This window comes from Actinoplanes sp. NPDC020271 (assembly GCF_044388125.1).
In the GTDB taxonomy this organism is placed as follows: Bacteria; Actinomycetota; Actinomycetes; order Mycobacteriales; family Micromonosporaceae; genus Actinoplanes.
Window position 1 is genome coordinate 37665 of the sequence record NZ_JBIRWQ010000002.1, and the last position, 15698, is coordinate 53362.

Sequence of the window (15698 nt, forward strand, 5' to 3'; positions counted from 1 at the left end):
GGCTCACTCACCGGGGGCCGAGCCGAGCCGGGTCAGGTAGGTGTCGATCTGGTTCCGGGTGACCGTCGGCAAGTCCTGGAACTGCAGCCCCAGCTCGATGAGACCGTCCCGCGCGGTCCGGCGCATCACCTTCGCGTCCGCGGTCCCGCCCAGCCCGTCGAACATGAACTCGGTCCGGATCAGATCACCGATCGCGACCGGCACCGCGGCCGGGATCGTGCAGCCCATGCCGTCCGAGCTCAGGTCCACGATCTGCGCGGTGATCGGCTGGGGACGGCCCGGTACCCGCACCGTCACCGTGCCGTCGAGGGCCAGCCGGTCGCTGCGGCGGCGCTCCAGCCGTTCGGCCACGTCGGACAGGTCGCCGATCTGGACCATCGTCGCGTCCACACTGCGGTGCAGTTGCTGCACGATGTCGTGCTGCCGGTCCGCGATCCCCCCGAGCTGGCGCATCGCGTCCTCGATGTCCCCGACGTCGTGGATGATCGCGTCGAGCGTCTGCCCCATCTGCACCACGTCCGACTCCAGCGCCGCGATCGTGCTGGTGATCTGCTCGGTCGAGTCCGCGGTGGTGTCGGCCAGGCCCTTCACCTCGTCGGCGACCACCGCGAAGCCGCTCCCGGCCTCGCCGGCCCGGACCGCCTCGATCGTCGCGTTCAGCGCCAGCAGCCGGGTCTGCGACGCGATCCCGGAGATCACGCTGGCGATCCCGGCGACCTGATGCAGGCTGGTGTTCAGCGCGGTGGCCGCCTCACCGGCCATGTGCGCCCGTTCGACCAGCGCTTCGGCCGCGTGATTGGTGACGGTGACCCGCTCGTGGGTCGCCGCCGCTGCCTCCCGGGCCGCGCCGACGTGGACCACGACGTCCTCCAGCTTGCCGCCGATCACCGCGGCGGTGCTGTCGATCGCCTCCTTGGCCCGGCGCCGCAACGTCTGCTGCTGCTGTTTCTGCTGGAGGGCGGTCGCCTGCACCTGGGCGTCGCGATCGGACTGGAGGCGGTCCAGCTCGGCGTCCCGCTCCCGCAGCGCCTCGCTCAACTCGGCGATGACACGCCGCGCCTCGGCCAGGCTTCCGGGCTCGCCGTCCGCGGAACCCGGCCCGTGCCTGCGCCGGCGGAAGGCCGCGAACCCGGCGCCGACCAGGGCCAGGACACCGACCAGGGCGAACCACACGGAGATCACATCGCGAAGGTCAGCGCTGCGAGGGGCGCACCTGACTCATGGCCCCTCCCCGCAGTCTCGATATCACCAGATGAGCCGACATTACTCGACAAACCATTCCCGCGTACGGCCTTCTCCCCGCCCTGTGTTCGCCCGCGCAGCGCCGCAGGGTGGGCGGCCACACTCGCCGTGCCCTGTGCCCTGTGCCCTGTGCCCTGTGCCCTGTGCCCTGTGCCCTCGTGCCTCGTGCCCTCGTGCCTCGTGCCCTCGTGCCTCGTGCCTCGTGCCTCGTGCCCGACCCGGGACTGCCTCGCGGACCCGGCCCGGCGCCACGGCGTCCCTCCGGGTCGAGCCGGCGCGGCGTCGGCCGGGGGTTGCGGGACCGGAGCGGAAACTTGTGTGGCGAAGTCCTCAGCTTGGCGATCGACGGCCGATGGTCGGGGCCCTCACGAAGATCAAGGAGACGAGAATGAGCATCAGCATCGGCACGTCGACCCCGTCCTCGGCCTGGGAGACGCACGCCGCCTGGCTGCGCCTGCGCGGCGACTGCCGGCAGCTCTTCGACCACGTCCTGGAAGGCGCGGACCACCGGGCTCTGGAAGGCGACAAGGCCGCCGTCCTGGAGAGCCGCGACGCGATCGCCCGGATGGCTCAGAGCAGTGGCGTCAACATCCTGGTGTGAGGCCCGGTCGGACCGGAGCGAGCCGCGGATGATCCGCCGTCGCGGCCGGCAGCGTGAACGTGAAGCACGACCCGCCGCCCGGGTCGTCGGCCGCCGAGATGTCCCCGCCGTGACGTTCCACGATGCGTTTGCAGATGGCCAGCCCCAGGCCGGTCCCCAGGTAGGCGCTCCCGCTGTGCGCCCGGTGGAAGTTCCCGAAGATCGCGTCGTGCTGCCCCTCCGGGATGCCGATGCCGTTGTCGACGATGCGCACCGTGACCATCCCGCCGGACGTGTCCGCGCTGATGGCCAGCCGCGGCACCACCCCCGGCGCCGTGTACTTGATCGCGTTCCCGACAAGATTGTCGACCAGTTGCCGGACCAGCACCGGGTCGGCCTGCACCGGCGGCAGCGCGCCGATCGTGAACCCCGGCTCGGGTTTGCCGGCCGCGACCGCCGCCTCCGCCCGGGCCTGCGCGATGTCCGCGACCACCTCGGCCAGGTCGACCGGTGACGGCGCGACCGTCGCCTCCCGCGCCGTCGTGTACGCGAGCAGCCCGTCGATCAGCCCGCGCATCCGGGCCGAGGCCCTGGTCAGCCGGGCCAGGTCGGCGTGCGCCTGATCCAGGTTCGGATGCTCCGGTACGCCGTCCAGCGCGTCGAGCGCCGCAGCCGTCCACCCTTCGACGCTGGCGAGCGGGTTGAGCAGGTCGTGCGCGACCACCCCGGCGAAGTTGGTCAGCTCGTCGCGGTGCCGGCGTTCCGCGGTCACGTCGTGGAACAGCACCACGGCGCTGTACGTGCCGTCCGGGTGCGGCAGGGGGGTGGCGGTCACCCGGACCACCCGGCCGTCGGGCATCCCGGGGTGGCGGACCAGCATGTCGACGCCGCGGACCTCCTGGCCGGCGAGCGCCCGCAGGTAGGCCAGCTCGTCGTCGGCGTGCCGGGTCCCGTCCGCGCGGTAGAGGCCGTACCACTCGGATCCGGCGAGCATGTCGTCCGGGCTGCGCCGGCCGCCGAGCAGGTCGGTCACCGCCGGGTTCCGCATCGTGACCCGCCCGTCGGCGCCGATCACCGCCAGCCCGTCGGCCATCGAGTCGATCACCGCGGTGAGCAGGTTCTTCTGCGTGTCCAGCTCGGTCTTCTCCTCGGCCAGTGCGGTCAGCAGCGTGGTCCGCTCGTCGCGGCCGAGCGCCAGGGACAGCCCGACCAGTGCGACCAGGATGCCGAAGAGCTGCACGATCACAGCCCGCTGGCCGACGTCGGCCACCTGCGCGAACGGGCCCCGCCCCCGCAGCGTGCACTGCAGCGCGATCGTGCCGACCACGACGTCGTGCAGCAGGATCCACGGGGTGCGCAGCCGCGTGCCGGCCAGGACCGTCAGCCCCAGCAGCGCGAACGAGAGCGGGAGGCCGTGCTCGTAGGCGAATGCGCCGATGTGCCCGGTGATGCTCAACGCGAAGATCCCGGCGATCTCGGCGAGGCGCCACGGCGAGGGCCGCTCCGGCGGTGGCCGCTCCGGCGGTGGCCGGTCCCGGCGGCGGCTCAGCCAGGCGCCGAGGTGGATCCCGGCCGCCCCGATGATCAGGATGCTGGCGATGTGCCGGGCCAGCGACATCACCGAGAGCGCCACCGGCAGCGAACCGGTGACCAGGCCCCGTCCGAGCAGGCCGGCCAGGTTGGTCCCGACGCAGGTGAGCACGGTGACGGCGAGCAGGGCCCACAGGTCCCGCGGGGAGCGCAGCGGATCCCGGCCGCCGGCGCCCCACAGGTTCGGTCGCCATCGGCGCAGCGCCCACCGGAAGATCCACACCTGGATCAGGCCGACGAACGCGGCGACGACGCTCACCTCACCCGGGGTGCCGGTCCGCCAGTTCCCGACACCCAGAATGACCGCGAGCAGGACGGTGTCGAGCCACCTCGTCGGCGCGTCGCGGTGCGCGCAGAACCAGACGACCGCGACGCCGGCCGCGGGCCAGATCAGGCTGACGCCGTCCGCGACCATCGCGGTGCACCGCCCGGCGTAGACGGCCGCGGCGTACAGGAGGGCGAACATCAGGGTCCGGGCCAGCGAGACCCGGTAGCCAGTCGTCGTCACCGCGACCTCCCGCCTGACGTCCGACTTACCCTTATCGGCCAGGCTCCGCCCGCGCTGAGCGCTGAGCATTGAAGAGCCGATTACGGCACGCCCACAGCCGTCCCGATCGAGGCGCTGACCGGCCCCGTCCGCAGGACGCCGTCGTCCAGCGGGACACACCGGACCCCGCCCCGGCCGCGCAGCGCCTTGAACGCCCCCGGCCCCACGGTCACGTCCATCCAGGCGCACGGATTCGCCCGCCGCCGGATGGCCAGCCGCACCGGCCCGTCCCCGGAGTCCAGGGTTAGCGTCTCCCCGACCAGGTCGTCGACCGTCCGCCCGTCGATCAGCAGCCCCGCGACCAGAATGTTCCGCCGCACCTGGGCCAGCCCCGCCCCGCCCGGAAGGGACTCCCGCGCGATCACCGTCACGGAGGCGTCCCGATGAGCCGGATGGTTGAAGTACCGATCCCCCACGATCCCCGAGCCGGCCCTGAACCGGACCTCCCGCACCAACTCGCCGTCCGGCGCCGTCCGCGGCCCGTCACTCGGCCGCCCCTCGAACCGATGCACCGCCGAAGCCAGCAGTTCCACGATCTCCACCCCGAAACCCTAGAACCACCTCACCCGCCGCCGGCGCCCGCCCGCAGCGTCCGTCGTGCCCGCGCGCCGGCGGTTCGGCTCGCCGAGGACGGGTGACTTCACGACAGATCTGTTGCCCTGACCGTGCCCCCTCATGGAGGCCGCCCTTGCGGTCTGAGCGTTCAGGGGCGCCCCGCGCCCCTGCTCGGACCGGAAGGGTCCCCGCGGGAGCGGCGGCGAAGGACCACGGCGGACGGAGGACCGGAAGATCTTGAAGTTGATCTTCTCAGTAGATGGTGGCGAGCGCCTCGGCCAGCACGTCCTTGGCGTCCTGCACGTCGACCTCGAGCTGCTGCAGCGGGCCGCCGGGCTCGGTCAGGCGCGCGGCCTCGGGACCGCCGGCGAAGAACGGCGCGAAGCCGAGCTCCTGGATGATGCGGCAGGCGGCCTCGCGGGCGTCGCGCTGGTCGGTGCAGAACCACTCGGCCAGCAGCGGGTCGTGGCCGCGGCGGCGGTCGAGGACGTCGGTGGTGATGGTGTTGAAGGCCTTCACCCAGTGGGCCTCGGGAGCCCAGTCGATCAGCTGCTCGAAGCCGCTCCGGCTGGAGACGGCCGGGTCGGGGCTGGTCCCGGGGGCGGCCGGGACGCGGACGAAGGACGGCACGTCCAGTGCGGACGGAAAGCCCGGCGCGAACGATCCGATCCCGGCGCTGAGCCCGCCCGGGCCGGGGCCGCTCGGACCGGGGCCGCTGGGACCGGGGCCGCCGGTGCCCGGGCCGCTGAGGGCCAGGCCACCGGGGCCGGGAGCGCCCGGCGTGGTGCCGTCCCGGGCCGGATTGGTGGCGTCGATGACGACCTTGCCGGCCATCGCGTCGTGCGCCAGGTCGATCGCCTCGCGGGCGGATTCCCAGTTCGGCGCGAAGAACAGCACCTCGCCGAAGGCCGCCGCCTCCGGGACGGCCAGCGCGCGGATGTGGCCGTCGCCGTGCTCGACCAGATCGGTCAGCCGATCCGGGTGCCGGGAGGTGACCGCGACCTCGTGTCCGCTCTCGGCACACCACGTCGCGAGAGTGCCGCCGAGCTGCCCTGCCCCAATGACACCGATACGCATGACCTCAGGGTGCCTGGCCGATCACCCGGCCGGGTGGGAACCGGGGAAATCGCCGTAGAGCATCCGCAACTCGACCGTGACCAGGTCGTCGACCAGGCCCGAGGGGTCGTCGGTGGCGGCGAACGCGGCGGTGCGCAGGTCGTCGATCAGCGCCGCGAGCACGCGCGGCGCGGGACCGCCGGGGGCGAGACCGGCCGCGCGGTCGCGGGTGATGCGGGCGGCGAGACGGTCGACGTGCGCCTCGCGCAGGGCGGCTCGCCACCGGGCGATCGGCGGGCAGCCGGGCGCCGCGGCGAGCGCCCCGGACAGGAGCCGGCCCTGCTCACGCCAGAGGAGGGCGAGGGCGGCGAGGGACTGACGCAGCGCCGGCACGTCCGGCCCGGTGCCGTCCAGCCAGGCCTCGGAGTCGCGGCCGAGCTCGCCGGAGAGCCCGTGCAGCAGCGCGACGACGACCGCGAGCTTGGAGTCGAAGTAGAAGTAGAAGCTGCTCCGGGAGATCTGGGCGCCGGCGGCCAGCTCGTCGATGGTGATCTCGGCGAGCGGCTTGCTGCCCAGCAGCGTGCGGGCGGTGTCGAGGATCGCCCGTTCGCGCCGGTCGCCCTTGCTCGGACCGCGTCGCCTCTGGCTCATGACCTGCACGGTAACGCGATCAGGACCGTATAGTCGACGCGGTGTCGAGTTTTTCGACATACTGTCGAGTAGCTGTTCCCATCGTGTCAGGAGCGTTGCCATGCAGGAGATCCGTCTCGCCAGCCGGCCGAAGGGCTGGCCGACCGCCGACAACTTCGAGCTGGTCGAGCTGCCCACGCCCGAGCCGGCGGAGGGGCAGGTGCTGGTGCGCAACCAGTTCATGTCGGTCGATCCTTACATGCGCGGGCGGATGAACGACACCGAGTCGTACGTCGCCCCGTTCGCGGTCGGCAAGGCACTCGACGGCGCGGCGATCGGCGAGGTCGTCGCGTCCAAGGCCTCCGGCGTGCCGGTCGGCGCGACCGTGCTGCACGGGCTCGGCTGGCGCGACCACTCGGTGCTCGACGCCAAGCACGCCCGCGTCGTCGACCCGGCCGCCGCGCCCACCCCGTCGGCGTACCTGGGGCTGCTCGGCATGACCGGCCTCACCGCGTACGTGGGGCTGCTCGACATCGCCCAGTTCCGCGAGGGTGACGTGGTGTTCGTCTCCGGGGCGGCCGGTGCCGTGGGCAGCGTCGCCGGGCAGATCGCCAAGCTGCGCGGGGCCAAGCGCGTGATCGGGAGCGCCGGTTCGGCCGAGAAGGTCCGGCACCTGGTCGACGATCTGGGCTTCGACGCGGCATTCAACTACAAGGATTCCCCCGTACGGGACCAGCTGCGCGCGGCGGCGCCGGACGGCATCGACGTCTACTTCGACAACGTCGGCGGCGATCACCTGGAAGCGGCGATCAAGTCGCTGCGCAAGTACGGCCGGGTCGCGATGTGCGGGGCGATCTCGCAGTACAACGAGACGTCCGCGCCCGCCGCGCCGCGTAACCTGGCGCTGGCCATCGGCAAGGAGCTGAACCTGCGCGGCTTCATCGTCAGCAACCACAACGACCGGATGCCCGACTTCGTCGCCGAGGTCGGCGGGTGGCTGCGCGAGGGGCGGATCTCCGCCGCGGAGACGGTCGTCGAGGGGCTCGCCAATGCGCCGGAGGCCTTCCTCGGGCTGATGCGCGGGGAGAACACCGGCAAGATGGTGATCAAGCTCGGGGAATAGGAGTCCGTCGGGCAAAAGCCCCGGAACGTTGCCGGGGCTTTTCCTGAACGCTGCTTAGTGTTGATCTTCCGGATACGGACCGTCCGGCCACCGGTACTCATCCGTACGGACGACGTGACTGACGGAAAGCAGACACTAACGTTCCCGTGTGGCAAATCGGTTCCAACTTTGGGGACAAGCGGGCTGGGCAAGCGCCGAAGTCGTCGGCGAGACGCACTACGCCAAGGCGATACGTGCGCTGTTCGGGAACGACTTCAACCCACAGGGAACCGACATAACCGTCCCGGTCCAGCTGATACCCGACCGCAGCAACCGCCACGACCGTAACGCCGTCGGGGTCTGGGCCGACAACGCGCTGCTCGGCCACCTGCCGCGACCCGAAGCCGCCCGTTACGTCGGGGTTCTCACCGCGCTCACCAAGCGGAACCTGATCCCCGAGGTCAACGCGCAGATCCACGGCCGGGAATGGGGAGAGTACGACGGGCGGCCGCCGGCCTTCGTCGGCACGATCCGCCTCGACCTGGCCGAGCCGCACATGCTGGTGCCGGCCAACGAACCGCCCCGGCACGAGCACCGGCTGCTGCCGACCGGCTCGGCGTTGCAGGTCACCGGGCAGGAGAAGCACCTCGACGCGCTCGCGCCGTTCCAGCGGCCGGAGGGCGAGTGCTGGGCGTACGTGACGCTCCACGAGATGGCCGACCATCTCGTCGAGGTCCGGCTCGGTGACGCCCGGGTCGGTGACCTGAGCCCGAAGATGAGCTTCGAGCTCACGCCCGTCCTGCGGTACCAGGCGGAGCGCGGCCTCGTCGTCGCCGCCCGTGCGGTCGTCAAGAGCAATGCCAACAAGACCGAAGTTCTGCTGTACGTCATCCGCGTGCAGGACCTGCCGGAGAGCTGGACCGGCTCGGCCGCCCGCAGCGCCGCCACCGGGCGGGTCGCGCCCGTGTCCCCGCCGCCGGCGACCACCCCGATCGTGCCGGCCGCGACCGGCCCCGACCTGCCGGCCGCCGGCACGTCCGCCGTCCCGAGCTGGATGGCCGGCAGCGACGCGGTGCCGAGCTGGGCCGCCACGCCCAGCGACGCCCAGCCCACCTGGATGGACCGCAGCGAACTGGTCCCGACGTGGGTCCAGTCGAGCGGTCCGGTCCCGGGCTGGGCGGCTTCGGTCAGCGGCCCGGTCCCGACGATCGCCGGGCGTCCGCAGCCCGACGACCTCACCGGCCCGGTTCGCGGCTCATCCGCCGGTGGAGCGCCCGGCTCGGCCTCCGGCGGGGCTCCCGGCACTCTCTCCGGCGCGGCTTCCGGGTCGGGGTCACCGGCCGCCTCGTCGTCCGGTCCGGCTTCCGGCTCGTCGTCCGGTCCGGTTCCCGGGTCGCCGGCCGGGGCCTTCCCGACCAGCGGGGTTCCGGTCCCCGGTGTTCCGGCGCACTCGATCCCGGGTGTGCCGACGGCCCCGCTCCCGGGCAGCGTCAGCGGTGTTCCGACCAGCCCCGCCCCGACCGCGGGCTCGGCGCCGCCCGGCCTGTTCGGCAGCCCGGTCTTCGACAACTCGCCGGCTTCGGGTGGCTCGTTCAACGGCGGTTCGTTCGACGGGTCGGATTCGTCGACGGGGTCGTTCCCCGCCGGTTCGTTCGACGGTCCCGGCTCGTCGTCCGGTTCGTTCGACGGTCCCGGTTCGTCGACCGGTTCGTTCGGCGGCGCCGGTTCGTCGACCGGTTCGTTCGGGGTCGCGGGCTCCTCGGCGGTCCCGTTCGACTCGGCCGGCTCGTCGCACTCGTCCGGTGCCACCGGCTCCCCGGTGACCTCGTTCGACGGCGCGGGCTCGGCGTCCGGCTCGTTCAGCAGTGTCAACTCGTCCGATGGGTTCGGCAGCGTGGGTTCCGCCGGCGGCTTCGGCGGCGTGGGTTCCGCCGGCAGGTTCGACGGCGCGGGTTCCGCAGGCGGCTTCGACGGCACCGGTTCGCCGTCGCGGTCGTTCGGTGGCGACAGCTCTGCGACCGGGACGCTCGGCAGCACCGGTTCGCCCGTCGGCCTGTTCGGCGGTGCCGGGGAGATCGCCGAGACCACGGTCATCCCGGCCCTCTCCGCCGTGGTGCTGAACAAGCACGCGTCCACCGTCACCGGCTCCGCCCCGGTCTCACCGGCCCCGGAGCCGAACCGCCACCCGGCGATCCCCCCGGCCCCGACCGGCATCAAGTTCGTCGTCCCGCCGGGCTGGCCGACCCCGCCGGACGGCTGGTACCCCCCGGAGGGCTGGCACCCGGACGCCGCCTGGCCCCTCGCCCCGGCCGGCTGGCAGTGGTGGGTCCCGACCTGGGACTGAGCTCGTCCTGTCGTGAACGGCCGCCCTCTCACGGGCGGCCGTTCCGCTTCACGGGCCTGCGCCGTCCACGCCCCGGGCGACGCTGGCTCGGCCCTCCGCCGCCGGGCCTCTTCCGCCCGCCCCGGGCCGCCGGGCGAACCTCCGGTGACACCTCTGGGGCTGTTGGTGCTGGTGGGATCCCCAACTGGCCCGATCCGTGCGGAACGTCGGATTAACCCGAAAAAACGCCACCATGCGGCCCGTCGCCTTGCTGGAATGGGAAAATGCGGTGGGATCAATCGGACGGGTTGACCGGGCGGCCTGATGCCCGTGTGCGGGCAACGCTGGAAGAGTGGCGGGACGGGCTGCTCGACCTCACAGGCGCCAATCCGCTGATCGACGTGCGGACCACGGCGCCCGGGGTGGTCGAGATCGTCAGCCCGTCGCCGCGCAGCGTCGTCGAGGCGCTCCAGCAGGGCCGGGAGTGCGGCTTCCTGGGCATCGAGGAGCAGGCGGAAGGCCCCCGGCCGCGCGCCTCCCACGTGTTCCAGACCGCGATGCCCGACGCCGAGATGGATGCCACGCTGCGGGCGTTGCGCCGGACCGCGCGCCGTGACCTGCTCGAACAGGGCGTCGCCACGCTGTACCTGGGCGTCGGCACGGTCCGCTGGACGGACAGCGGGAACGAGCACGTCAGCCCGATCCTGCTGATCCCGGTCGACCTGGTCACCCCGGACCCGCAGGACTACCCGCGGCTGCGCGCCCGCGCCGAGGACCCGATCGTCAACCCGGCCCTGGACATCTGCCTGCGCCGGCACAACATCGAGCTGCCTGCCGTGGACAGCCTGGCCGCGCTGGACGTCACCGTCTTCTGGGCCCGCCTGGACGCCGCACTCGGTGACCACCCGGACTGGCACTCCGACGAGGCGGTGATGCTCACCCGTTTCGCCGTGCACCGCGAGGTGATGTACACCGACCTGCTCGACCACGAGCGGCGGATCCTCGCCCACCCGGTGGTCCGCGCGCTGGCCACCGAGCCGGAGGCACAGTCGGACGCGTTCCGGTTCGAGGTGATCGCCGGCCGCCGGATCGACGAGGTGGCCGGCCCGGACGACGTCCCGCTGGTGCTGGACGCCGACGCCGCCCAGCGTGCCTGCATCACCGCGGCCCTGCACGGGCGCAGCTTCGTGATGCGCGGCGCGCCCGGCACCGGCAAGTCGCAGACCATCGCGAACATGATCGGCGTCCTTCTGCACGCCGGCCGCCGGGTGCTGCTGGTGGCCGAGAAGGCCGCCGCCCTGGACACCGTCCTGAACCGGCTGGAACCCACCGGACTGCACGATTACCTGCTGCAACTGCACAGTGGGCGGACCGGCCGGGACCAGGTCGCGGCCGCCCTGGCCGCCGCGCTCGACTTCATCCCGCTGCCGCCGCCGGACCTCTCCACCGACGAGCGGGAGTCGCTGCGCGAACACCGGCAGCGGCTCAACGCGTACGCCGAGGCGATGAACGAGGTCCGTGAACCGCTCGGCCACCGCCTGCACGACGTGCTGGGCATGTGCGCGCAGATGACCGACGTGGCGCAGGCGCCGGCCCCGGCCGAACTGCCGATCCCGCTGACCACGCAGTCGTTGCAGCGGGTCCGGGACGCCGCCGAGCGTCTGGGCCGGTCGTGGCGCCCGGCCCGGGAGGGCGACGACTTCCTGTGGCGCGACGTGATCGACCGCAACCGCCTCGACGCCCGGCTGCACCAGGCGCAGTCCGCCCTGGACCACCTGATCGAGGCGATCGAACGGGACCCGCTGGCCGAGGCGTTCCTGATCGGCTCGATCGGCGAGGCGATCACGCTGACCACGCTGGTCGGGCACGGCGCCCGGCGTCCGCCCGAGGCCGCCGACGAGTGGCTCACGATGCCCAGCCTGGAGCCGGTGGCCCGGGCCGCCGAGGGTCTGCTGCGCCACCTGAAGACGCTGCACCAGGCCGAGGACGCGGTCCGTGCGAAGGCCGGGGTGACCTGGAGCGCCCTGCCCTCCCCGAGCAAACTGCCGCTCATCCCGAGCCTGGCCCACCTGAAGCCGCCCGCGGTCGAGCTGTTGCCGCTGACCGCCGCGCAGGCCCGGGGCCTGGCCCGGCGATTCGCCGACGAGGCCGACCGGCTGGAGCAGCACCAGCACAGCCTGGACCGGGTCACCGCCCGGCTCGGCCTGCCCAACGTCGTGGCGTTCACCGACCTGCCCCGGCTGGCGGCCATCGTCGACCTGCTGTCGCGCCCGGACAAGCCGGAGCCGGCCTGGTTCGACACCATGGGCACGCATGCCGCGCGCGCCGCGATGCGCAACCTGCGCCGGGTCGTCAGCGTGGTGAAGGCCACCGAGGCCCGGGCCCGTGAACACTTCAGCGAGAACGCGCTGGCCGAGCCGGTGGACGAACTGGCCCAGCGGTTCGCCAGCCAGTACAAGGGGATCGGCAAGCTGCGGGCACCCTACCGCCGGGACAAGAAGGCAGCCGCGGAGATCGCCCGGCCGGGCGTGAAGAGCTCCCAGGCGGTCGCCAACCTGAGCGCGGCGGCGGCCTGGAAACGTGCCCTGGAGGAGTTGGACGACGCCGAGCGCGAGTACGCCGGCATCCTCGGCCGGCACTGGCAGCGGCTCGACACCGACTTCGACGGGATCGAGCGGGCGCTGAACACCGTTGAGGAGACCCTGAGGATCACCCCGCCGGAGGCACTGCCCACGCTGATCGAGCGGATCTGCGCGCCGACCCCGAACAGCGCGATCATCCGGATCGTGGGGGAGGCCGGCCGCGAGTTCGAGCGCTGGACGGCCGCGCTGCGCCCGTCGCCGGAACCCGCGCCCCGGCCGGCTCTCGCCGACGGGCCGATCCACGACGCGGTCACCTGGCTGCGCTCGCACGTCGAACCGTTCACCGCCGTCGCCGAGCTGGTGCAGGCCTACAGCGTGGCCGCCGCGCGGGACTTCACCCTGGCCGAGGCGGCCGCGGTCGGTCTGCTGCGGGAGAGTGCCTCGGAGGCCGCCGCGGCACTGACCTCCAACGCCAAGGATTACGCCAAGGTCCTGGGCGACGCCTACCGCGGCACCCAGACCGACGTGGAGGCGCTGGCCGCCGCCATGGCCTGGACCTCCGAGGCCCGCCGCATCCGCAACGGGGCGGACATCGCCTTCACCGCCGAGCAGGCCGAGATCCTGGGCCGCACCCGGCCCAGCGACACCCTGCCGGCCCGGGTCGCCGAGTGGCAGTCCGCCCGGGACTGGATCCTGCGGGCCTTCGCACCCAGCCGGCACCCCGCGCTCAGCGCTGCCCTGGACGAGCGGGAGACCGCCCGTGAGCTGCTCCGCGAGCTGCTCGACGACAACCGGGGCCAGCAGGAGTGGTTCGATCACCAGGCCGCCCGCACGGTGCTGGCCGAGCACGGCCTCGACCCCGTGGTCGACTTCTGCGCCCGCGAGGACCTGCCGGTCGAGCAAATCCTGCCGGTGCTCGGCCGGGCGCTCTTCCAGTCGTGGGCCGACGCGATCATCCGGGAGGACGACCGGCTCGCCCCGCTCGACGCCGCTTCCCGGGACCGCCTGGTCGCCGAGTTCCGCCTGTGGGACGCAGGTCTGCAGCGCGCCGCCGCGGCCGAGGTGATGAACGCGGTCGACGCGCTCCAGCCGGCCGAGGCCGCCGCGGGAGAGGCCGCCCTGCTCCGTGCGACCGCCGCGGCCCAGGGCCGCCGCCTGCCGGTCCGCGAGCTCTTCACCCGCACCGCCCATGCGGCGATGGCGGTCAAGCCGTGCCTGGTGATGTCCCCGGCCGACGTGAGCCGGCTGCTCCCCGAGGACCTGCACTTCGACGTGGTGATCATCGACGAGGCCTCGCGGGTGCCGGTGCCGGACGCGATCACCTGCGCCTACCGCGGCAACGCCCTGGTGATCTGCGGCGACGACCGTCAGCTGCCCGCCGTCCCGATCCCCGGCGGCGATCGATCGTCGATCCTCGACCTGGCCCTGAGCTGCGGCGCGTTCCGGGTCCTGGACCTGGCCACGCATTACCGCAGCCGGGACGAGTCGCTGATCGCCTTCGCCAACCACGCCTTCTACCAGGGGCGGCTCACCACGTTCCCGGCCGTGGCGGCGCCCGGCCCGGACGGAGGCGTGCAGCTCTACTCGGCCGGCGGCGAGATGACGATGGCCGGCATGGTCGCCACCCGCGTCGCCCACCACCTGGTCACCCGGCCGGAGCTCAGCCTCGGCGTGGTGGTCTGCACGGCGGCGGACGCCGACGACGTCGAGGCGGCGGTCGCCGACATGGTCGTCCCGCTGGAGGACGACCGCCTGCGCGGCTTCTTCATCAAGAACCTCGACGCGGTCCAGGGCGACGAACGCGACGTGGTGATCTTCGCGATCGGCAACGATCTGGGCCGGTTGGAGGGCCGTGACGGCTGGCGCCGGCTCAACGTGGCGACCACCCGCGCCCGCCGCCGCCTCGAAGTGATCTCCGCGGTCCGCGCCCGGGATCTGTCGGAGACCGACGAGAGCCTGCGTCACCTGGCACGCTTCCTCGATTACGCCGCCCACGGGATCCCTGCCCTCGGGCTGGAGGAGCCGGAGCACGCCGAGTCCCAGACCCCGTTCGAGGACTCGGTCCGCGACGTCATCCACGGCTGGGGTTACCGGGTGCAGAGCCGGGTCGGTGCCGGTGCCTTCCGGATCGACCTCGCCGTCCGCCGGTCGGCCCGCCGCAACGCCCCGTTCGTGCTCGGCATCGAGTGCGACGGCACCTCCTACGACTCGGCGCCGACCGCCCGTGACCGGGACCGGATCCGGGAGCAGGTACTCGACGCGCTCGGCTGGAAGCTGCACCGCGTCTGGGGCACCGCCTGGTACCTGGAACGGGAGCGCGAGGAGACCCGCCTGCGGGCCGCGATCGAGGCCGCGTTCGCGAACCTGCCCGAGGAGGAGACGCCCGAGCTCGCGGTCGCGCCGGCACCCCCGAGCAGCATCGAGCACCCGATCGGGGACGCCGCGGAGGGCTATGCCGCGGGCCATCGCGAGACGGTCGCGGAGACCACGGTCAAGACCCCTTCCCCGTACGACGTCGGCACCGCCGAAGCCGAGCAGGTCGAACGGGAGCCCCTCTCGGCGGACGAACTCGCGGCCGCGGTCGCGAACGGCCCTGTCCCGGCGTTCAGCACCGCGCCACCCGCATCCGGTGCTTTCGCCGGCGCGGCGTCCGCTCCCGAGGCATTCGCCGGGGCAGCCGGAGCGTCGTTCGAGACGGCCTCCGCCCCCGCCGGCGAACCGCCGCGGACTTTCGCGGATCCGGACGTCGTCGAGCGCGAGCACCTGGTCGCCTGGACGGACGCCGACGACATCGGACTGGCCGAGGTGGAGGCCGCCGCCGAGGCCGACCTCGCCGCCGCCCACGAGACCGATCTTCTCAGCCACGCGGTTGTGACCGATTCTGATCACGAGGAACTCTTCGCCGGGATCGTCGACGAGGAGATGACCGGGCAGACGGAACCGGCGGGGGAGCACACCGCCCTGGCCGGGATCGCCGCCCAGTTCGCCTTCGCCCAGGCGGGCGCCGAGGAACTCGCCGCCGCCGAGGCATATCTGGGCGCGAACCTCGAGACCGCGATGACCGCTGCCGTGGCCGGCCAGGCCCATGCGGAGTCGACGACCTGGCCCGCCACCGACGACCACCCGACCCGCGCTGAATGGCCTTTCGCCAGCCGCGCCGAGGTCGCCGAACGCGTCGAGTGGCCCACCGCAACCCGCGACGAGACCGGCGAGTGGGACGAGGAGGAAGACCTCACCGACTGGTCCGCCACCGCACCGCAGAAGTCGGTCGCCACCGTTCAATGGCCCACTGCCGCCCGCACCGAGCCGGTCGAACCGCCGGCCACCACGGGCCCCGGCGAGCGGCAGGTCTCCGCGGTGAAGTGGCCCTCGGTCGGCCGCACCGACCAGTCGGAACTCGCCAAGCGCCTGGTCACCCCGAACGAACGACAGACCGGCAAGCCCACCGAACGCCACGCCGCCTCGATCGAATGGCCCACCGCGAGCCGTGA

The 15698-nt window shown here is 73.0% G+C and carries 9 protein-coding genes; 4 read left to right on the top strand and 5 right to left on the bottom strand.

Translation table 11 applies throughout. The features are described 5' to 3' along the window. Window positions 1–3: 3 nt before the first annotated feature. Window positions 4–1182 carry a methyl-accepting chemotaxis protein gene (locus ACH442_RS03985; protein WP_396121076.1) on the bottom strand — a complete coding sequence of 393 codons (1179 nt, stop codon included), beginning with the start codon at window positions 1180–1182 and terminating at the stop codon, window positions 4–6. 448 nt (window positions 1183–1630) lie between these two features. On the opposite strand from ACH442_RS03985, the gene ACH442_RS03990 reads away from it, so the two are divergent. Further along, window positions 1631–1843: a hypothetical protein gene (locus tag ACH442_RS03990; protein ID WP_396121077.1), complete on the top strand. Its 213-nt coding sequence runs from the start codon at window positions 1631–1633 to the stop codon at window positions 1841–1843. Here the strand turns inward: ACH442_RS03990 and ACH442_RS03995 are convergent. The 4 genes from ACH442_RS03995 to ACH442_RS04010 all read right to left on the bottom strand — a co-directional run bounded on the left by ACH442_RS03995 (window position 1827) and on the right by ACH442_RS04010 (window position 6221). Further along, entirely contained in the window at window positions 1827–3920 is a 2094-nt protein-coding gene (locus ACH442_RS03995) for an ATP-binding protein (RefSeq protein WP_396121078.1), read from the bottom strand. The genes ACH442_RS03990 and ACH442_RS03995 overlap by 17 nt on opposite strands. An 80-nt stretch (window positions 3921–4000) precedes the next feature. Further along, window positions 4001–4501 carry a molybdenum cofactor biosysynthesis protein gene (locus ACH442_RS04000; protein ID WP_396121079.1) on the bottom strand — a complete coding sequence of 167 codons (501 nt, stop codon included), beginning with the start codon at window positions 4499–4501 and terminating at the stop codon, window positions 4001–4003. A 265-nt stretch (window positions 4502–4766) separates the two neighbouring features. Continuing rightward, window positions 4767–5591 carry an NADPH-dependent F420 reductase gene (locus tag ACH442_RS04005; RefSeq protein WP_396121080.1) on the bottom strand — a complete coding sequence of 275 codons (825 nt, stop codon included), beginning with the start codon at window positions 5589–5591 and terminating at the stop codon, window positions 4767–4769. Window positions 5592–5612: 21 nt separating this feature from the next. After that, entirely contained in the window at window positions 5613–6221 is a 609-nt protein-coding gene (locus tag ACH442_RS04010; RefSeq protein ID WP_396121081.1) for a TetR/AcrR family transcriptional regulator, read from the bottom strand. A gap of 100 nt (window positions 6222–6321) precedes the next feature. Here ACH442_RS04010 and ACH442_RS04015 point away from each other — a divergent pair, with 100 nt between their 5' ends. The 3 genes from ACH442_RS04015 to ACH442_RS04025 form a co-directional block, all read left to right on the top strand. Further along, the gene (locus ACH442_RS04015) at window positions 6322–7323 is read left to right on the top strand and encodes an NADP-dependent oxidoreductase (RefSeq protein ID WP_396121082.1); all 1002 of its coding nucleotides are present in this window, start codon (window positions 6322–6324) and stop codon (window positions 7321–7323) included. Between the two features lie 148 nt (window positions 7324–7471). Beyond that, window positions 7472–9646, top strand: a complete 2175-nt coding sequence (locus ACH442_RS04020) for a hypothetical protein (RefSeq protein ID WP_396121083.1) — start codon at window positions 7472–7474, stop codon at window positions 9644–9646. 311 nt (window positions 9647–9957) lie between these two features. Beyond that, window positions 9958–15698: DUF4011 domain-containing protein (locus ACH442_RS04025; RefSeq protein ID WP_396121084.1), on the top strand; the 5741-nt coding region annotated here is incomplete at its 3' end.